The organism is Mesorhizobium sp. LSJC285A00 (assembly GCF_000503155.1).
In the GTDB taxonomy this organism is placed as follows: Bacteria; Pseudomonadota; Alphaproteobacteria; order Rhizobiales; family Rhizobiaceae; genus Mesorhizobium.
On sequence record NZ_AYVK01000005.1, the window covers coordinates 154,140 to 174,107 of the forward strand.

The 19,968-nt window shown below is 64.2% G+C and carries 12 protein-coding genes; 9 read left to right on the plus strand and 3 right to left on the minus strand.

What is annotated here, in order from left to right; translation table 11 throughout:
- The 9 genes from X726_RS161305 to X726_RS161265 all read left to right on the plus strand — a co-directional run bounded on the left by X726_RS161305 (position 1) and on the right by X726_RS161265 (position 13,737).
- On the plus strand, positions 1–729 hold the full coding sequence (locus X726_RS161305) for a GXGXG domain-containing protein (RefSeq protein WP_023668551.1): 729 nt from the start codon (positions 1–3) through the stop codon (positions 727–729).
- Positions 730–735: 6 nt separating this feature from the next.
- The gene (locus X726_RS161300) at positions 736–2,064 is read left to right on the plus strand and encodes an FMN-binding glutamate synthase family protein (RefSeq protein ID WP_023668552.1); all 1,329 of its coding nucleotides are present in this window, start codon (positions 736–738) and stop codon (positions 2,062–2,064) included.
- Positions 2,065–2,094: 30 nt separating this feature from the next.
- Positions 2,095–3,402, plus strand: coding sequence for a type III glutamate--ammonia ligase (gene glnT / locus X726_RS161295; RefSeq protein WP_023668553.1), 1,308 nt, complete (start codon positions 2,095–2,097; stop codon positions 3,400–3,402).
- Positions 3,403–3,438: 36 nt separating this feature from the next.
- Positions 3,439–4,692, plus strand: coding sequence for a sarcosine oxidase subunit beta family protein (locus X726_RS161290; RefSeq protein WP_023668554.1), 1,254 nt, complete (start codon positions 3,439–3,441; stop codon positions 4,690–4,692).
- 15 nt (positions 4,693–4,707) lie between these two features.
- A complete protein-coding gene (locus X726_RS161285) occupies positions 4,708–4,983 on the plus strand; it encodes a sarcosine oxidase subunit delta (RefSeq protein WP_023668555.1) in 276 nt (91 codons plus the stop codon).
- Positions 4,984–5,399: 416 nt separating this feature from the next.
- On the plus strand, positions 5,400–8,393 hold the full coding sequence (locus X726_RS161280) for a sarcosine oxidase subunit alpha (protein ID WP_023668557.1): 2,994 nt from the start codon (positions 5,400–5,402) through the stop codon (positions 8,391–8,393).
- Positions 8,371–9,003, plus strand: a complete 633-nt coding sequence (locus X726_RS161275; protein ID WP_023668558.1) for a sarcosine oxidase subunit gamma — start codon at positions 8,371–8,373, stop codon at positions 9,001–9,003. Before X726_RS161280 ends, X726_RS161275 begins: the two co-directional genes overlap by 23 nt.
- Before the next feature lie 349 nt (positions 9,004–9,352).
- Entirely contained in the window at positions 9,353–11,722 is a 2,370-nt protein-coding gene (locus tag X726_RS161270; protein ID WP_023668559.1) for an aminomethyltransferase family protein, read from the plus strand.
- A gap of 305 nt (positions 11,723–12,027) precedes the next feature.
- Positions 12,028–13,737 carry an APC family permease gene (locus X726_RS161265; RefSeq protein ID WP_023668560.1) on the plus strand — a complete coding sequence of 570 codons (1,710 nt, stop codon included), beginning with the start codon at positions 12,028–12,030 and terminating at the stop codon, positions 13,735–13,737.
- Positions 13,738–13,798: 61 nt separating this feature from the next.
- On the opposite strand, the gene X726_RS161260 is transcribed toward X726_RS161265, so the two are convergent.
- The 3 genes from X726_RS161260 to X726_RS161250 form a co-directional block, all read right to left on the minus strand.
- The gene (locus X726_RS161260; protein WP_023668561.1) at positions 13,799–15,154 is read right to left on the minus strand and encodes an LLM class flavin-dependent oxidoreductase; all 1,356 of its coding nucleotides are present in this window, start codon (positions 15,152–15,154) and stop codon (positions 13,799–13,801) included.
- A 275-nt stretch (positions 15,155–15,429) separates the two neighbouring features.
- Entirely contained in the window at positions 15,430–18,567 is a 3,138-nt protein-coding gene (locus X726_RS161255) for an efflux RND transporter permease subunit (protein ID WP_023668562.1), read from the minus strand.
- 248 nt (positions 18,568–18,815) lie between these two features.
- The gene (locus tag X726_RS161250) at positions 18,816–19,955 is read right to left on the minus strand and encodes an efflux RND transporter periplasmic adaptor subunit (RefSeq protein WP_023692166.1); all 1,140 of its coding nucleotides are present in this window, start codon (positions 19,953–19,955) and stop codon (positions 18,816–18,818) included.
- Positions 19,956–19,968 lie beyond the last annotated feature (13 nt).

The window sequence follows — 19,968 nt, forward strand, 5'->3', positions numbered from 1 at the left end:
ATGCCGGCAACCAAACTTTCGAAGGCGGCGCAAGACCAGGCGTCCCGGGTCTTCGATCTTGATGTGTCGTCGCTGCGCGAGCTCAACCAGGCGCTTCACAATCTGACGCCCGGCTCCAACGAAACGGCGTGGGAAGTGCTGCACCCGAAGGGCAGCCATTCGGTTGCGGTCGGCGTCGACCAGCCTGTCAGCATCGATGTGCGCGGCAGCGTCGGCTACTACTGCGCCGGGATGAATGACGGCGCTGCCATCACCGTGCACGGCTCGGCCGGACCTGGCGTCGGCGAAAACATGATGTCGGGCTCGATCGTCATCAAGGGCGACGCCAGCCAGTATGCCGGCGCCACCGGCAAGGGCGGGCTGCTCGTCATCGAGGGCAACGCCTCGTCGCGCTGCGGCATCTCGATGAAGGGCATCGACATCGTCGTGCACGGCAATATCGGCCACATGTCGGCCTTCATGGCGCAGTCCGGCAATCTGGTGGTGCTGGGCGATGCCGGCGACGCACTTGGCGATTCCATCTACGAAGCGCGGCTGTTCGTGCGCGGCAAGGTCGAAAGCCTGGGCGCCGACTGCATCGCCAAGGAGATGCGGCCCGAGCATATCGAACTGCTGCAGGGACTGCTCGACCGCGCCGGCGTCACCGGCGTCAAGCCGTCGGAATTCAAGCGCTACGGCTCGGCGCGCACGCTCTACAATTTCAATATCGACAACGCCGACGCGTATTGAGGCAGCATGACCTACAAGAACCCGCCGACGACGCCGCGCAAATCCGCGACCTTCGACGACTACACGCTTTCCGAAATCCGCCGCGCCGCGGCGACCGGCATCTATGACATCAGGGGCGCCGGGGCCAAGCGCAAGCTGCCGCATTTCGACGACCTTTTGTTCCTCGGCGCCTCGATCTCGCGCTATCCGCTGGAAGGCTATCGCGAGCGGTGCGACACGTCGGTCGTGCTGGGCTCGCGCTATGCCAAGAAGCCGATCGAGCTGAAAATCCCGATCACCGTTGCCGGCATGAGCTTCGGGTCGCTGTCCGGCCCGGCCAAGGAAGCGCTCGGCCGTGGCGCCACACTCTCAGGCACGTCGACCACCACCGGCGACGGCGGCATGACCGAGGAAGAGCGCGGCCATTCCAAGCAACTGGTCTACCAGTACCTGCCGTCGCGCTACGGCATGAACCCCAGGGATTTGCGCCGCGCCGACGCCATCGAAGTGGTCGTCGGCCAGGGCGCCAAGCCGGGCGGTGGCGGCATGCTGCTTGGCCAGAAAATCTCCGATCGCGTTGCCGAAATGCGCACGCTGCCGAAAGGCATCGACCAGCGTTCGGCCTCGCGCCATCCCGACTGGACCGGGCCGGACGATCTCGAGATCAAGATCCTCGAACTACGCGAGATCACCGACTGGGAAAAGCCGATCTACGTCAAGGTCGGTGGCGCCCGCCCCTATTACGACACTGCACTTGCGGTGAAGGCCGGCGCCGATGTCGTCGTCGTCGACGGCATGCAGGGCGGCACGGCGGCGACGCAGGAAGTGTTCATCGAAAATGTCGGCCAGCCGACGCTTGCCTGTATCAGGCCGGCGGTGCAGGCGCTGCAGGATCTCGGCATGCACCGCAAGGTGCAGCTGATCGTGTCCGGCGGCATCCGCAATGGCGCCGACGTCGCCAAGGCGCTGGCGCTCGGCGTGGACGCGGTGTCGATCGGCACGGCAGCGCTGGTCGCACTCGGCGACAATGATCCGCGCTGGGAAGCGGAGTACAATGCGCTCGGCACCACCGCCGGGGCCTATGACGACTGGCACGAGGGCCGCGACCCCGCGGGCATCACCACGCAGGACCCCGAACTGATGAAGCGGGTCGATCCGGTCGCCGCGGGACGGCGTCTCGCGAACTACCTCAAGGTGATGACGCTGGAGGCGCAGACCATTGCGCGTGCCTGCGGCAAGAACAGCCTGCACAATCTCGAGCCCGAGGATCTCGTAGCCCTCACCATCGAAGCCGCCGCCATGGCCGGCGTGCCGCTGGCCGGCACCAACTGGATACCGGGGAAAAACGGCTTCTAAAAAACACATCAAAATAAGCGAGGAACTATAATGGGGAACGATCTCGCCGCATTCGCCAAAGAGAACGGCGTCAAATATTTCATGATTTCCTACACCGACCTGTTCGGCGGCCAGCGCGCCAAGCTGGTGCCGGCGCAGGCGATCGCCGACATGCAGAAGGACGGCGCCGGCTTCGCCGGTTTCGCCACTTGGCTCGACCTGACGCCGGCGCATCCTGATATGCTGGCGGTGCCGGATCCGGATTCGGTGATCCAGCTGCCGTGGAAGCCCGATGTCGCTTGGGTCGCCGCCAACTGCATCATGGACGACAAGGAAGTCGAGCAGGCGCCGCGCAACACGCTGCGCCGGCTGATCGCGGAAGCCGCCACTGACGGCATGCATGTCAAGACTGGCGTCGAGGCAGAGTTCTTCCTGATCTCGCCGGACGGCAGCGTCATCTCCGACAAATACGACACGGCTTCAAAACCCTGCTACGACCAGCAAGCGGTGATGCGCCGCTACGATGTCATCGCCGAGATTTGCGACCACATGTTGGCGCTGGGCTGGAGCCCCTACCAGAACGACCATGAGGACGCCAACGGCCAGTTCGAGATGAACTGGGCCTTCGACGATGTGCTCGCCACCGCCGACAAGCACTCCTTCTTCAAGTTCATGGTCAAGTCGGTGGCCGAGAAACACGGCCTGCGCGCGACCTTCATGCCAAAGCCTTTCCAAGGCCTGACCGGCAATGGCTGCCACGCCCATATTTCGGTCTGGGACAAGGCCGGCAAGGTCAACGTCTTTGCCGATAACGCGATGGAACTCGGCCTGTCGGCCAAGGGCAAGAATTTCCTCGGCGGCATCATGAAACATGCCTCGGCGCTGGCCGCCATCACCAACCCGACGGTGAACTCCTACAAACGCATCAACGCGCCGCGCACCATTTCGGGCGCCACCTGGGCGCCGAACACGGTGACCTGGACCGGAAACAACCGCACTCACATGGTGCGCGTGCCCGGCCCCGGCCGCTTCGAGCTGCGGTTGCCGGACGGCGCCGCAAACCCTTATCTGCTGCAGGCCGTCATCATTGCCGCCGGTCTCGACGGCATCCGCTCCAAGGCCGATCCCGGCAAGCGCTACGACATCGACATGTACCAGAACGGTCACACTGTGAAGGGCGCGCCGAAGCTGCCGCTCAACCTGCTCGACGCGCTTCGCGAATACGACAAGGACAAATCGCTCAAGGCGGCGCTGGGTGAGGAATTCTCGTCGGCTTATCTAAAGCTGAAGCACCAGGAATGGAATTCCTATGCTTCGCACTTCACGCAATGGGAGCGCGACCACACGCTGGACATATAATCGTCCTAGCGGTGCGAGCGACCTCGGAATGACCTGATGAAATATTCGATCTTCTCGCTCGCCCGTGCTGCCCTTTCCGGCCACAAGAACTGGCAGCGCACCTGGCGCGATGCGGCGCCCAAGGACCACTACGATGTTGTGATCATCGGCGGCGGCGGCCATGGGCTCGCCACCGCCTGGTTCCTCGCCAGCGAGTTCGGCATCAGAAACGTCGCCGTGCTGGAAAAGGGCTGGATCGGCTCCGGCAATGCCGGCCGCAACACCACCATCATCCGTTCCAATTACGGCCTGCCCGGCAATACCGGCTTCTACGAGCTTTCGATGAAGCTTTGGGAGCGGATGGAGCAGGACCTCAACTATAACGCCATGGTCAGCCAGCGCGGCGTCCTCAACCTCTATCATTCCGATGCGCAGCGCGACGCTTATGCGCGGCGCGGCAACACCATGCGCATCAATGGCATCGATGCCGAACTGCTCGACCAGGCGGCGCTGAAGAAGATGCTGCCGTTCCTGAATTTCGACCATGCGCGCTTTCCCGTGCAGGGCGGCCTCCTGCAGCGCCGCGGCGGCACCGCGCGGCATGACGCGGTGGTCTGGGGCTATGCCCATGCGGCGAGCGAACTCGGCGTCGACATCATCCAGAACTGCGAGGTCACCGGCTTTGTCCGGGACGGCAACGGCAAGGTGACTGGCGTCGAGACGTCGCGCGGCAAGATCGGCGCCGGCAAGGTCGGCATGGCAGTCGCCGGGTCATCGTCGCGTGTCGCAGCGATGGCGGGCATGCGCCTGCCGATCGAAAGCCATGTGCTGCAAGCTTTCGTCTCGGAGGCGATCAAGCCGCTCATCCCCGGCGTCATGACCTTCGGCGCCGGGCATTTCTATGTCAGCCAGTCGGACAAGGGCGGGCTGGTCTTCGGCGGCGACATCGATGGCTACAATTCCTACGCCCAGCGCGGCAATTTGCCTGTCATGGAAGATGTCTGCGAAGGCGGCATGGCGCTGATCCCGATGATCGGCCGCGTGCGGCTTCTGCGCCAGTGGGGCGGCATCATGGACATGTCGATGGATGGCTCGCCGATCATCGACAAGACACCGGTCGACGGGCTCTACCTCAACGCCGGCTGGTGTTATGGCGGCTTCAAGGCGACGCCCGGTTCCGGCTTCGTCTTTGCCCATCTTCTGGCGCGTGACGAAACGCACAAGGAGGCGGCGCTGTTTCGGCTCGACCGCTTCCAGCGCGGCGCCATGATCGACGAAAAGGGCCAAGGCGCCCAACCGAACCTGCATTGAGGCGGCCGGAACAAGATGCGTATCACCTGTCCTTTCTGCGGCCAACGCGAACTCGGCGAGTTCAGCTATCTCGGCGATGCCAAGCCTGTACGGCCGGCGGCGGATGCCGGCGAAGATGCCGTCTACGACTATGTCTATCTGCGCGACAACATCGCCGGCGTGATGGCAGAGAACTGGTATCACGGCGGTGGCTGCCGGGCCTGGCTGAAGGTCACCCGCAACACGCTGACGCACGAGATCTCGGCGGTGGAACCGGCGGCGGGGGCTGGTGCGAGCCAGGTGGAGACATGAGCTATTCTGTCGAGACCACAGCCGTCGCGAAAAGCGCCAGCCCCCTACCTCCCCCTTGTGGGGAGGTCGGACCGCAGGTCCGGGTGGGGGTCGGTGCCGCACCCCCACCCCGCTGCTTCGCAGCGACCCTCCCCACAAGGGGGAGGGTAAGTCCCGAGCCTCACATCCCCGTCAGATCGCTCATCAGCCCCGAAGCCACCGACAGCCTGGACACGGTGATATCCCCGCCTTCGGTCAGCGCCTGCAGCCGCTCGCGAATGCGCGCCACGCGCTCGCCGCCGGCTTCCAGCCAGGCCGCCACAGGATCCGCCGTCCCGGCATGNGGTGCGGCACCGACCCCCACCCCGCTGCTGCGCAGCGACCCTCCCCACAAGGGGGAGGGTAAGGGGCGGCGCCATCCTTCGCCATGACACCATATGGATCAGAGGCTGGACATCGTGACCTCTCATCGTCTCTCATCCGGCGGTCTCGTCGACCGTTCCACCCCCCTCACCTTCCGCTTCGACGGCACGACATTTTCCGGCTTCCAGGGCGACACGCTGGCGTCGGCCCTGGTCGCCAATGGCGTCAAGCTGGTCGGCCGCTCGTTCAAATACCATCGTCCGCGCGGCATTCTGACTGCGGGCTCGGAAGAACCCAACGCGCTGGTCGAACTGCGCACCGGCGCACGGCGCGAGGCCAACACCAAGGCTACGACGGCCGAACTCTATGAAGGCCTCGAAGCGGTCAGCCAGAACCGCTGGCCGTCGCTGCGCCACGATGTGATGTCGGTGAACCAGCTGTTCGCACCGATCTTCGTCGCCGGCTTCTACTACAAAACCTTCATGTGGCCGGCAAAATTCTGGGAAATGGTCTACGAGCCGGCGATCCGACGCGCCGCGGGTCTGGGTCGCGCGGCGGTCACCCCCGATCCGGATCACTACGATAAGGCCTGGGCGCATTGCGATGTGGTGATCGCCGGCTCCGGTCCGGCCGGTCTCGCCGCCGCACTCGCTGCAGGCCGCAGCGGTGCGCGCGTCATCCTGTGCGAAGAAGATTTTGCGCCCGGCGGCCGTCTGTTGTCGGATGGCGGCACGATCGACGGTCTGCCGGCCGCGGAGTGGCTGTCGCGCACACTGGCCGAGCTCAGCTCGATGCCGGATGTCCGCATCATGACCCGCACGACCCTGTTCGGCGTCTATGACGGCGGTACCTATGGCGCGATCGAGCGGGTCAACGATCATCTGCCGGTGCCGCCCGAGCATCAGGTGCGCCAGCGCCTGTGGCGCATCGTGGCCAAGCGCTGCGTCGTCGCCGCCGGCGCGATTGAGCGTCCCATCGTCTTTGCCGGCAATGACACGCCCGGCGTGATGATGGCGTCCGCCATCCGCACCTACGTCACACGTTATGCGGCGACGCCGGCAAAGCGGATCGCGCTGTTCACCAACAATGAGGATGGCTGGCGCACGGTCGAGACGGCACTCGGCGCCGGGCTGCAGATCGCGGCGGTGATCGACGCGCGGCCTGACGTCTCGCCTGCCCATCGTTCTCTCGCTTCCAGGAACGGCTTCACCGTGCTGCATGGTTCGGTCAGCGGCGTCGACGGCGGCAAGGACGGCGTAAGAAAAATAGCGGTGTCGCTGACCGGCGGCGCGCGCGCCGAGGTCGAGGCCGACGGGCTTGCCGTTTCCGGCGGCTGGAATCCGGCGGTCGGGCTCACCTCTTACCATCGCGGCCGGCCGAAATGGCGAGACGACATCGCCGCCTTCGTGCCGGACGGCGCGCCGCCCGGTATGGTCGCCGCAGGTGCGGCTAACGGCGACTTCGGGCTAGGCGCCTGCCTGCGCGCAGGTTTCGAGGCCGGCGCCGCAGCGGCGCGGGACGCGGGACGCAATGGCAATCCGGGCTCTGCAGCTGTTGCCGGCGACGAGTCCTTCTCGCTGACGCCTCTCTGGCACGTCGCCGGCAAGGGCAAAGCCTTTGTCGACCAGCAGCACGATGTCACGGCATCCGACATCGAGCTGGCGCAGCGCGAGGGTTTTGAATCGGTCGAGCATCTGAAGCGCTACACCACGCTCGGCATGGCGACCGACCAGGGCAAGACATCCAACGTCGCCGGCCTCGCCATCATGGCGGCGGTGACGGGCAAATCCATTCCCGAGACGGGCACGACCATCTATCGCCCGCCCTACGTGCCGGTCGCCATCGGCGCTTTTGCCGGCCACCATCGCGACGAAAATTTCCATGCGACGCGGCTGACGCCGTCGCATCACTGGGCGGCCGAACAAGGCGCGATCTTTGTCGACACCGGCCTGTGGAAGCGGGCGCAGTGGTACCCCCGCGCGGGCGAGAAGGACTGGCTGGAATCCGTGACCCGCGAGGTCAAGGCGGTGCGCTTGGGCGTCGGCTTCTGCGATGTCTCGACGCTGGGCAAGATCGATGTACACGGCCCCGATGCCGGCGCCTTCCTCGACCGCGTCTACATCAACACCTTCTCAAACCTTGCCGTGGGAAAAGCCCGCTACGGGCTGATGCTGCGCGAGGATGGCCTCGTCTATGATGACGGCACGACGTCCCGGCTCGCCGATGACCATTATTTCCTCACCACGACCACGGCGAAGGCCGGGCTGGTGATGCAGCATCTCGAATTCTGCCGGCAGGTGCTATTCCCCGAACTCGACGTGCAACTGACCTCAGTCTCCGACCAGTGGGCGCAATTCTCGATTGCCGGGCCAAGGACGCGAGACCTGTTGAAGGAAATCGTCGACCCTGCCGAGGACCTTTCGAACGAAGGTTTTCCATTCATGGGCGTGCGCGAAGTCGCTTTGCGCGGCGGCATCAAGGCGCGGCTGTTCCGCATCTCCTTCTCCGGCGAGATGGCGTTCGAGATTTCGGTGCCGGCGCGTTACGGTGAAGCGATGGCACGCAATTTGATACTGGCGGGAAAACCGTTCGGCGTGACGCCGTATGGCACAGAAGCCCTCGGCGTCATGCGCGTTGAAAAGGGCCATGTCGCCGGACCGGAACTGAGCGGCACGACGACCGCCGCCGATCTCGGTCTCGGCAAGATGATGTCGACCAAGAAGGATTTCATCGGCCGCGTCATGGCCGGCCGCGAGGCGCTGGTGGCGCCGGACCGGCAGGTCGTGGTCGGCATCAAGCCGGTCGACAAGGCGCGCCGCCTGCGCTCCGGCGCGCACATCATCCCGAAGGGCCAGACGCCCGGGCCTGATAACGACCAGGGCTACGTCACCTCGGTCTGCTTCTCGCCGACGCTCGACCAGTGGATCGGTCTCGGTCTTGTCGAGCGCGGCCGCGAACGCATCGGCGAGATCGTCCACGCGCATGATCCGCTGCGCGGTGAAGACTATGATGTCGAACTCTGCAATCCCGTCTTCTACGATCCCGATGGAGGGCGCCAGCGTGGCTGATTTTTCCTGGGATGTTCGTAGCCCGCTCGAGCGCGCGCTCGCTCCTGGCGCTTACGGCGTGCAAGGCGATGCCGGTGTGTCGCTGACCGAGATCCGCAATTTCGACCTCGTCCAGGTGATGGCACGGCGCGGCAAGGCGGGTGATTTGGCCGAGGCCGCGAACGCTCGTTTCGGCGTCGCGGCTCCGGAAACGCCGAAGGCGGTTGGCACCGCGGATGCGACGCTGATCTGGTCGGGACCGGATCAGTTTTTTGTCCTGTCGAAGGGTGGCAGGACTGAGGTGCTCGCTCAGACCTTTGCATCTTCCGCTTCGCTATCCGACCAATCGCATGCACGCGTGCTGATCAGCATCTGCGGCCCCAAGGCGCGCGCCATGCTGGCGAAACTGTCGTCGATTGATTTGCATCCCGATGCGTTTCCGGTTGGCGCTGCTGCCGCGACCTCGATGGATCACACCAGCGTCACGCTCTGGCGTGTTGGTGACAAGGCGGATGGGCAGGCGGTGTTCAACCTCCTGGTGTTTGCGACGTTTGCCGAAAGTCTGTGGCACACGATGTTGGATTCGGCTGCGGAGTATGGTGTGGCTATCGGGCATTCCGAGGAGCTTTAGCTCGATAGTTTCAGGTGTTGGCGCCGCCCCTCATCGCCCTGCCGGGCATTTCTCCCCGTATTGTGACGGGGAGAAAGAAGCTGGCCGCAGCCTCGGCGCTCATCCTGCAACGTTGGCGATTGGCGAAGCCGGCGACGACAGCTTCGCCCGTTTACGGGGAGAAGATGGCGGCAGCCAGATGAGGGGCGGCGCTGGCGTTCGGAAGATGGGTTTGATTGGAAGGGTCTAACCTGCAGCGACCGCGTCGAGAACGCCACCTCCACCTTGCTAAACCCAACCGCGCTGCTATTCTTGCTGCTAAAATAATTTTACACACAGGCAAACTTGTTTCTGTAACCGCAAGGCTGAGATGAGCCAGTCGCCCTACCCTTCAGTGACAGCCGGGCCGCCGCGGCCGAGCCTCATCCTGAGGCCCGGCCAGATCGCGCTGCCGCCGGGCATGGAGCGCCATACTATCCTGGGGAATGGCGCGGTGCTGATCGAGGTCGAGGCCGGCGATACGTTCACCGTGCGCAATGTCGAGGGCGGGCAGGCTTGCGAGTTGCTGGCCTGGGACAGGACCGGCGCCACCGATCCTTCCATCCTCGGCGAAAAGTCCAACAGCAATGCCGCCGGGATCAAGGCGCTTCTGGCCGAGGGCGATGACAGCCTGGCTTCCGTCCGTCGTGGCCTTGAGCGCCGCCAGGTGCAGCTCGACGAGCCCAAGGCGGTGCGTGTGTTCGGCGGCGCAACCCCTGCTGGCACCGAGCAGGCATTCACGGTCAGGCGCGACGGCGCGATGCTGATTGCCGCACCCGGCGGGCCGATGCTCGTCGACGGCCATGATACGGCAACGCCGCTCACCGTCATGGTGCGCTGCGCCACCGTGCGCCTGAAGACAAAGTCGCAGCTGGCCGATCCGCTTGCCGATCCGGTGCTCGATCTGCGCGTCCATTCGGCGACAGCCGAATCCTATTTCGTCAAGGCGGGCGACTACCTGCAGATCATCGATGTTGACGGCCGCCAGTGCACCGATTTCCAGTGCTTCTCGGCGCGCAAGCTGGACAAGGGGCTGGACCATCCGCTCGACGTAACGACCACGCGCACGCTGATGGGGTCGAGCTACCCGATGCCGGGCCTGCATTCGAAATATTACGACCAGGACATGGAGCCGCTGGTCGAGGTTATCCAGGACACATGCGGGCGACACGACGCATTCGCGCTGGCGTGTGCCGCCAAATATTACGATGACATCGGCTATCCCGGCCACACCAACTGCTCGGAGAACTTCAATCGCGCGCTGGCCGACAAGGGCGTGACGCCCCGCGCCGGCTGGATGGCGATCAACTTCTTCTTCAACACGGAGATCGACGCCCATGGCGTGATGGTGTCGGACGAGCCGTGGTCGCGGGCAGGTGACTATGTGCTGCTCAGGGCGCTCACCGACATTGTCTGCGTCTCCTCCGCCTGTCCCGACGACACGACACCGGCCAATGGCTGGAACCCGACCGACATCCATGTGCGAACCTATTCCGGCCAGCACAAATTCTCGCGAGCGATCGCCAGACGCATGACGCCCGATTCGGAACCGAAAATGACCCGCGAGACCGCCTTCCATTCAAGCTTCGCCAAGCACACCCGCAACTTCGTGGAATACCGGGGTTATTGGCTGGCCAATTCTTTCGCCAAAGAGGGGCCGATCGCCGAGTACTGGGCCTGCCGGCAGGACGCGGTGATCATGGACCTGTCGCCGCTGCGCAAGTTCGAGGTCACCGGTCCCGATTCCGAAGCGCTGCTGCAATACACGCTGACCCGCGACGTCAAGAAGCTCGGCGTCGGCCAGGTCGTCTATTCCGCCATGTGCTACGAGCATGGCGGCATGATCGACGACGGCACGCTGCTGCGGCTCGGCAAGGACAATTTCCGCTGGGTCGGCGGCGATGACCTGTCCGGCGAATGGCTGCGCGAGACGGCAAAGAAGCTTGGCCTCAACGTGCTGGTGCGCTCGTCCACCGACCAGATGCACAATGTCGCTGTCCAAGGGCCGAAGAGCCGTGACATTTTGCGAGAGGTGGTCTGGACCTCGCCGCTGCAACCGTCGATCGACGAACTCGAATGGTTCCGCTTCGCTGTCGCGCGCATCGGCGGCGGCAATGGCATTCCGGTCGTGGTGTCGCGCACCGGTTATACCGGCGAGCTCGGCTACGAAATCTGGTGCCACCCACGCGACGCCGAAAAAGTGTTCGATGCCATCTGGGAGGCCGGCCAGCCGCACGGGCTGAAGCCGATGGGCCTGCAGGCACTCGACATGGTGCGCATCGAAGCCGGGCTGATCTTCGCCGGTTACGAATTCTCCGACCAGACCGACCCGTTCGAGGCGGGCATTGGCTTCACCGTACCGTTGAAGGCCAAGACCGACGATTTCATCGGCCGCGAGGCTCTGATAAGGCGCAAGGAACATCCGCAGCACAAGCTCGTCGGCCTCGACATCGACAGCAATGTCGCGGTCGGCCATGGGGATTGCGTCCATATCGGCCGCGCCCAGATCGGTGTCGTCACCTCGGGCATGCGCTCGCCGGTGCTGAACAAAAACATCGCTCTGGCGAGGCTTGACGTCACCCACGCGGCAATCGGCACAGAGGTGGAGATCGGCAAGCTCGACGGTCATGCCAAGCGGCTGCCGGCGCGGGTGGTGGCCTTCGCTCACTACGATCCGCAAAAGACCAGGCCGCGATCCTGAGGGTTGCACCCCCGGCCCTTCGCAGGCTCAGGGCGTTCGAAGCTCGAAAGCAATTGGCTTTCCGTCCGCTACCGCGGACCGCTTCTCACCCCACAAGGGAGAAGGACAAAGCGAGCTTTTCGCAACCGTGATGTGCACGACGCCACAAATCACTTGACGTGAAAGCGCGCCGGATCAATCTTCACTGTTAAGAAAAAAATACGACTGAGTGGAAACACTGGAGTTGTGCGGTCATGTACCGGGGAACAAGCTTCGCGAAGCCGAGGCATCACCGGCCGGGAACACAAAATGGGGAATTCAGACAGATGAGCACGATTACCACTGCCCTGGAGCAGCCCGCTGAAGGCAAGCTGCTCCGCAACATCGACTGGCGCGGCGCCTTCTGGGTGGCGAGCGGCGTTCCTGCCCTTGTCCTGTTTTCGATCGGCGGCATTGCCGGAACGACGGGAACGCTGGCCTTCGGGATCTGGATCGCTTCCATGATCATGGGCTTCCTGCAATCCTTCACCTATGCCGAGATCGCCGGCCTGTTCCCGAACAAGTCGGGCGGCGCCTCGATCTACGGCGCCACCGCCTGGCTGCGTTATTCCAAGTTCATCGCGCCGCTGTCGGTGTGGTGCAACTGGTTCGCCTGGTCGCCGGTGCTGTCGCTGGGCTGCTCGATCGCCGCCGCCTATATTCTCAACGCGCTGGCGCCGGTGCCGCTGTTCACCGAGGCGTCGCCGGACGTCGTCGCCTATATCGCGGCGCATGCCGGAACGGTGCCTGCCGACGCCATCGCCGCGGTGACCGCGGCGGCCACGCCGGCGATCCGCAACTGGACGCTGTTCAGCCACACGCTGGGTCCTGTCTCCTTCACCCTCAATGCCACTTTCTTCATCGGCGCGGTGCTGATGCTGATCATCTTCTCGATCCAGCATCGCGGCATTCTCGGCACCGCCAATGTGCAGAAGTATATCGGCCTCCTGGTCATCATCCCGATGCTGATCGTCGGTGTCGTGCCGATCGTCACCGGCCAGATCAACTGGGCGAACTTTTCGCCGCTGGTGCCGCTGGCGGCGGCTTACGCGCCGGAGCCCGGCTCGTGGAACATTGCCGGCTGGACGCTGGTGCTGGGCGGCATGTTCATCGCCGCATGGTCGACCTATGGTTTTGAGACCGCCGTCTGCTACACATCGGAGTTCAAGAACCCGGGCACCGACACGTTCAAGGCGATTTTCTATTCCGGCCTGCTCTGCATGCTTCTGTTCATCCTGGTGCCCTTCACCTTCCAGGGCGTGCTGGGCCTCAACGGCATGCTGGCGACGCCGATCGTCGACGGCTCGGGTGTCGCCGATGCACTGGCCGGCATGGTCGGGGGTGGCGCATTGATCCACAGCCTCTTGGTGATGCTGATGATCCTGGCGCTGGTGCTGTGCATCATGACGGCAATGGCCGGCTCGTCGCGCACGCTCTACCAGGGCTCTGTCGACGGCTGGCTGCCGCGCTATCTCAGCCACGTCAACGAGCATGGCGCGCCGACGCGCGCCATGTGGACCGATCTCGTCTTCAACCTGATCGTGCTGGCCATCGCCTCGGCCGACGCGACGAGCTTCTTCTTCATCCTTGCCGTGTCGAACTGCGGCTACATCATCTTCAACTTCCTCAACCTCAATGCCGGCTGGATCCACCGCATCGACAACGGCCACATCAACCGGCCGTGGAAGGCGCCGAGCTGGCTGCTCGGCCTCGGCGCCATCTTCGCCTATGTAAACGCCATCTTCATGGGCGCCGGCGCCAAGGTGTGGAACCCGATGGCGCTGTGGGCCGGCCTGATCACAGCCGCCTTGATCATCCCGGTGTTCTGCTACCGGCACTACGTCCAAGACAAGGGCAAGTTCCCCGACCACATGCTGGCCGACCTCGGCATGGCGGGCGCAGACCTCTCGGTCAAAAAGGCAGGCATGCTGCCCTACCTGACGCTGGTCGCCGGCCTGGTGGTGATGCTGCTCGCCAACTGGTACTTCGTCATCTGAAAGTGATGGCTTGAAAAGAATGGGCGCGCTTCGGCGCGCCCGTTTCTTTTTGTGGCAGACGTCAGCCGGCCTTGCGGATGACCGCTTCGGAGCCTTCGAAGAACCGGTTCGGCGGACGCTTCAGGCCGAGATTCTCGCGCAAGGTGGTGCCCTCATACTCGCGCCGGAAGAGCTTTCGCCGCTGCAGCTCGGGCACCACCTTCTCGGCGAAGTCGTCGAGCCCGGCAGGCAGATAGGGGAACATGACGTTGAAGCCGTCTGACCCTTCGGCAAACAGCCATTCCTCCATCGAATCGGCAATGGTTTTCGGCGTGCCTACGAAGGCAAGGCCGGAATAGCCGCCGAGCCGCTGCGCCAGCTGGCGGACGGTCAAATTCTCCCGGCGCGCCAGTTCGATGACGCGCTCGCGGCCGCTCTTCGAGGCATTGGTTTCTGGGATTTCGGGCAAGGGCGCGTCGGGATCGAAGCCGGATGCGTCGTGCCCCAGCGCGATCGACAGTGAGGCAATGCCGCTCTCGTAATAGACCAGGCTGTCGAGCTTGGCGCGTTTGGCCTGCGCTTCCTCGACACTGTCGCCGACTATGACGAAAGCGCCGGGCAGGATCTTGATGTCGTCGCGCGAACGGCCGAGCTTCTCGGCCCGGCTTTTGACATCGGCAAAGAAGCGCTGCCCAGCCGCCAGATCGGAATGGGCGGCGAAGATCACCTCCGCCGTTTCGGCTGCCAGCTGCCGCCCGGCCTCAGATGCGCCGGCCTGGACGATGACCGGCCAGCCCTGCACCGGCCGCGCAATGTTGAGCGGGCCGCGCACCGAGAGATGCTCACCCTTATGGTCGAGCACATGCAGCCTCGCGGGATCGAAATAGAGCCCGCTCTCGGCGTCGCGTATGAAGGCGTCGTCGGCAAAGCTGTCCCAGAGGCCAGTCACCACATCATAGAACTCCCGCGCATTGTGATAGCGCTCGTCATGCTCGACATGCTCGTCGAGGCCGAAGTTCAGCGCGGCGTCGGGATTGGATGTGGTAACGATGTTCCAGCCGGCGCGGCCGCCGCTGATATGGTCGAGCGAGGCGAAGCGGCGGGCAATGTGGTAGGGCGCGTCGAAGGTCGTCGATGCGGTGGCGACAAGGCCGATATGGTCGGTGACGGCGGCGAGCGCCGACAGCAGCGTGAACGGCTCGAACGAGGTCACCGTGTGGCTGCGCCGCAGCGCCTCGATCGGCATGTTGAGCACGGCCAGATGGTCGGCCATGAAGAAGGCGTCGAACTTCGCCGCCTCAAGCGTCTGCGCGAAGCGCTTCAGATGGGCGAAGTTGAAGTTGGCATCGGGATATGAGCCGGGATAGCGCCAGGCCCCGGTGTGAAGACTGACCGGACGCATGAAGGCGCCGAGCCGCAATTGCTTATTGTCTGCCATGGGATGATCACCTGATGCGAACGAGCGTTGCCGCTCCGAGATGTAAGCAGGATCGGACGGCTTTGCCGTCCTGGAAAGGAATTCTGTTTTGCAAAACCGGCGCCGCGAAGCATTTTCATACAGGTGGCCGTTCAACCTATTTTGATGAACCCGCCTGGTGTTGAGATACTTGCCTGGGCGCTCGGTGCCACCGGCAACGAGAAAGCCAGAACGCCGCACGTCAAGCGTACGGCGTTCCAGCCTTTTCCAAGGTGCATCCTGTGCGCCGGCAGCGCCTACTCGGCGGCCAGCGCCAGTGGCGGCCTGTCATTGTCCTGCACCGCCTCATCAGCCGGCTTCCTGCCTTTCTTCGGCTCGCGGCCGAAGAACAGCGCGTAGCCTGCCGGCAGCACCAGGATGGTGAGTACGGTGGCGACGAGGATGCCGCCCATCATGGCGTAGGCGAGCGGTCCCCAGAACACCGCACGCGAGATCGGGATCAGCGCCAGCACCGCCGTCATCGCCGTCAGCACGATCGGCCGGAAACGGCGCACGGCCGAGCCGATGATGGCCTCCGATCGGTCCATTCCCCTGGCGATGTCCTGATCGATCTGGTCGACCAGGATGATCGAGTTGCGCATGATGATGCCGAGCAGCGCGATGACACCGAGGATGGCGACGAAGCCGAACGGCGCGCCGCTGATCAACAGAGCCGCCGCCGCACCGATGATGCCGAGCGGACCGGTGGCCAGCACGAGCATCGCCTTGCCGAAATGCTGCAGCTGGATCATCAGGAGCACGACGATGACGGCCAGCATGATCGGCGCCTTGGCGGCAATCGAGGCCTGGCTTTCGGCGGAATCTTCCGCACCGCCCTGGATCTCGATCTTGTAGCCGGGCGCCAGGCCGGCGCGCATGCCCTGCATGTCATTGTAGAGCTTGGTGACGACGTCGTTCGACTGCACGCCATCCGGCAGCGTGGCGCGCACCGAGATGGTCGGCAGGCGGTCGCGCCGCCATTCGACGCCCTGCTCGAGCACCGGCACCACCTTGGCCACCTGCGACAGCGGCACGAAGCCGCCGAAATCGGTCGGGATATAGACCGAGTCGACCGAGGACAGCAGGCTGCGGCTGGCGTCCGGTTCGCGGGCGACGATGGAAACCGTCTCCTCGCCATCACGGAAGTCATCGAGCGGCGCGCCGGACATCGCTGCCTGCAGCATCTGGCGGATGCGCTGCGAGGTGACGCCAAGCGCACGGGCGCGGTCCTGGTCGATGACCAGCTTCATCGCCGGTACCGGCTCCAGCCAGTCGTCATGGACGGCGCCGAGGAGCGGATTTTCGGCGAATTTCGCCTTCACCTGGTCAGCTATGCGGCGCACCTCCTGGCGGTCCGGACCCATGATGCGCATCTGCACCGGCCAGCCGGTCGGCGGGCCGAGGAACAGACGGTCGACCTTGGAGCGGATCGAAGGGAAATCCTGCGCCAGGACTGAGCGCAGCTTGAGGATCAGCCGCTCACGTGCCGGCTCGTCATTGGCCATCACCAGAAGCTGCGCATAGTTCGGATTGCGCAATTGCTGGTCGAGCGGCAGGAAGAAGCGCGGCGCGCCTTCGCCGATATAGGTGGCGATGAAGCGCTTGTCCTTGTCGTCCATCATCCGGGCTTCCAGCGCTTTGGCCTGCGTCTCGACCTCCTTGATCGAGGTTCCCTCAGGCAACCAGAGATCGACGAGGATTTCCGGCCGCGAGGATTGCGGGAAGAAGTTTTGTGGGATGAACTGGAACGCCCACAGGCTGGTGGCGAAGGTGACCAGCGTCATCACCAGAACGATGATGCGGTGGCGCACCGCCCAGCCGACCGTGGCGCGCAGCCGCCGGTAGAAGCCGGTGTCGAAGGCGTCATGATGGTTGCCGGCATGTTTGCGCTGCTTGAGGATCATGTAGCCCAGCCACGGCGTGAAATAGACGGCGACGAACCACGACACGACCAGCGCGATGCCGACCACATAGAACAGCGTGCGCACATATTCGCCTGCGGTCGAGGCGGCGAAGCCGACCGGGATGAAGCCGGCTATGGTGATCAGCGTGCCGCTCAGCATCGGGAAGGCGGTCGAGGAATAGGCGAAGCTCGCCGCCTCGATCTTGACCAGCCCCTCCTCCAGCTTGCGCTCCATCATCTCGACGACGATCATGGCGTCGTCGACCAACAGCCCGAGCGCGATGATCAGGGCGCCGAGCGAAATGCGCTGCAGATCGATGCCGAGCTCGTACATGACGGCGAAGGTGGCGGCCAGCACCAGCGGAATGGCAATGGCGATGACCAGGCCGGAACGCCAGCCGATCGACAGCAGCGAGACAGCAAGCACGATCAGCAGCGCCTCGCCGAGCGCCTCCATGAACTCGTTGACGGCGTCCTTGACAACCTCGGGCTGGTTGGAGATCTGGTCAACCGCAACGCCGTAGGGCAGCGCTTCCTCGAAGCGCTTGTAGGTCGCCTCGACATCCGTGCCGACGTCCCTGACGTTGAAACCCTTGGCCATGACGACGCCGACCTGGACGCTTTCGTGGCCGTTGAAGCGGTACTTGCGCTGATAGGGATCTTCGAGACCGGAACTCACGGTGGCGATGTCGCCAAGACGTGTCACCTGACCACCGGCGCGCAGGCGCAATTCCCTGATGTCGGCAGCCCTGGTGACATCGCCCTCGACCGAGATGCGCACCGAGCGCAGGCCGGTGTCGACGGAGCCCGCCGGATCGACATTGTTCTGGCCCTTGATGGCGTTCTGCAGGTCGGTCAGCGTCAGGCCGCGTTCGGCCAGGGCCTTGGACGAGACGTCGATATAAAGCTTCTCCGGCTGGTCGCCGATGATGACGGCCTTCTCGACGCCCGGCGTCGTCAGCAGCATGTCGCGAGCCTGGGTGGCGAATTTCTTCAGCTCCGGATAGCTGTAGCCGTCGCCGCCGATCGAGTGCAGGGTGATGAAGGTGTCGCCGAACTCATCGTTGAAATAGGGCCCGAGCAGGCCTTGCGGCAGGTCGCCGGAGATGTCGCCGACCTTCTTGCGCACCTGGTAGAAGGCGTCCTTCACCTCCTCTGCATTGGTGTCGCCCTTGATCTGGACGGTGATGATGGCGCTGCCGGCGCGGGTGTAGGAACGGACGAAGTCGAGGTGCGGCGTTTCCTGCAGCTTGCGCTCGATCTTGTTGACGACCTGGTCTTCCATCTCCTGGATCGAGGAGCCCGGCCAGATCGCCTGGACGACCATGACGCGGAAGGTGAAATCGGGGTCTTCCTTCTGGCCCATGCGCATCAGGCCGAGCGCGCCGGCAATGATGATCAGACCGAACAGGAAGCGCGCGATCGAGGGATGGCCGATGGCCCAGCGCGAAAGATTGAAAGGCTGCTTTTCATTGCTGTCGGTGGTGGTCATCGGCGTCAGTCCAATTCGTTGATCGTGCGCGCATGCGCTTTGCATGCAGCTAGGATATTCCGATGCTGGCTTCCGGGCGGCGAGGCTTTCCGAGCGGAGAGACACTCATCGCGGTGGGACGCGCGGATCGATGCGGGGGAACTCGATCTTGGCGTCTCGACCATCGGGCGCTCGCCGCCCGGAAACCCTGAATTCGCTTGCCCAGCCCTTTCGCCGAAGCGACGATCAAGCCGGCTTCATGCCTGCGGTCAGCGCAGGGCCTTTGCGGCATCGCCTTCCGCAGAGGCGGCCTGGACCGCATCGCCGGTCAGCTTGACTTTGAGATTCTCGGTCATGAACTGGGTGCCGGCGGCAACGACGACATCCCCCGGCTTGAGCCCGTCGGCGACGCTGACGCCGTCGGCGGTGAACTCCGCAACCTTGACCAGGCGCTCGTGCACCGTCTCGCCGGCGCGGTCGACGGTCCAGACAATCTTGCGACCATCCTTTTCCGCAAGCGCGCTAAGCGGGATCGACACCATCTCCTGCTTCTTGGCCACCGAGGCCTCGATGTTGGCGGTCATGCCGAGCAGCACGCGCGGGTCGTCGGGCAGCGAGACGCGGACGGCAAAGGTGCGCGACTGCTGGTCGGCGCTGCCGGCGACTTCACGCACTTTGCCCGAGAGCGCCAGCGCGTCATCGGACCAGAAGCTGGCCTTGACGTCCTTTCCCGGCTTGAAAGCGGCGATGTCCATTTCGGGAACCGCGATCAGCACTTCCTTTTCGCCGTCAACGGCAACAGTCATCACAGGCGTTCCGGCGCCGACCACCTGGCCGACATCGGCCGAGACCGCCGTGACAATGCCGTTCTCGCTCGCCTTGAGATCGGTGTAGACGACCTGGTTCTGCGCCTGGGCAAGTGTAGAGCGGGCGGCATCGCGCGTCGCTACCGCCTGGTTGTAGCTCAGCGTCGCCTGTTCGAGCTGCGACTTGGAGGTGAAGTTCTTGGCAAAAAGCTGTTCAGCGCGCTTGCGGGACAGATCGACCGTCTCGACCTGCCGCTCGGCGGCGTCGAGGCTGGCCTTGGCGCTCTTGACCGACAACTCATAGTCCGTGGGATCGATACGGGCTAGCACATCGCCTGTCGTCACATGCTGGCCGATGTCGACCAGACGCTCAGTGACCTTGCCCGAGATGCGAAAGCCGAGGTTCATTTCGGTACGGGCTCGCACCGAGCCGGAATAGGTGAGTTCGCGACTCTTTTCGGCCTGGCCGATCTCGACCACCTTGACCGGACGGATGATGTCCTGGACCTCGGTCTTCTCCTGGCTGCAGGCGGCGAGCCCGAGCGTGGCGACGATCAGGCCGGCGACCGGCAGCTTGCGGATGATGGAACTGGACAAAGACACTTTCGTACTCCCG

Coding starts and splice junctions, on each gene's coding strand:
- glnT (WP_023668553.1), top strand. CDS start 2,095: ATGGGGAACGATCTCGCCGCATTCGCCAAAGAGAACGGCGTCAAATAT.
- X726_RS161305 (WP_023668551.1), top strand. CDS start 1: ATGCCGGCAACCAAACTTTCGAAGGCGGCGCAAGACCAGGCGTCCCGG.
- X726_RS161275 (WP_023668558.1), top strand. CDS start 8,371: ATGGAGGGCGCCAGCGTGGCTGATTTTTCCTGGGATGTTCGTAGCCCG.
- X726_RS161260 (WP_023668561.1), bottom strand. CDS start 15,154: ATGGCAGACAATAAGCAATTGCGGCTCGGCGCCTTCATGCGTCCGGTC.
- X726_RS161280 (WP_023668557.1), top strand. CDS start 5,400: ATGGATCAGAGGCTGGACATCGTGACCTCTCATCGTCTCTCATCCGGC.
- X726_RS161300 (WP_023668552.1), top strand. CDS start 736: ATGACCTACAAGAACCCGCCGACGACGCCGCGCAAATCCGCGACCTTC.
- X726_RS161285 (WP_023668555.1), top strand. CDS start 4,708: ATGCGTATCACCTGTCCTTTCTGCGGCCAACGCGAACTCGGCGAGTTC.
- X726_RS161265 (WP_023668560.1), top strand. CDS start 12,028: ATGAGCACGATTACCACTGCCCTGGAGCAGCCCGCTGAAGGCAAGCTG.
- X726_RS161270 (WP_023668559.1), top strand. CDS start 9,353: ATGAGCCAGTCGCCCTACCCTTCAGTGACAGCCGGGCCGCCGCGGCCG.
- X726_RS161255 (WP_023668562.1), bottom strand. CDS start 18,567: ATGACCACCACCGACAGCAATGAAAAGCAGCCTTTCAATCTTTCGCGC.
- X726_RS161290 (WP_023668554.1), top strand. CDS start 3,439: ATGAAATATTCGATCTTCTCGCTCGCCCGTGCTGCCCTTTCCGGCCAC.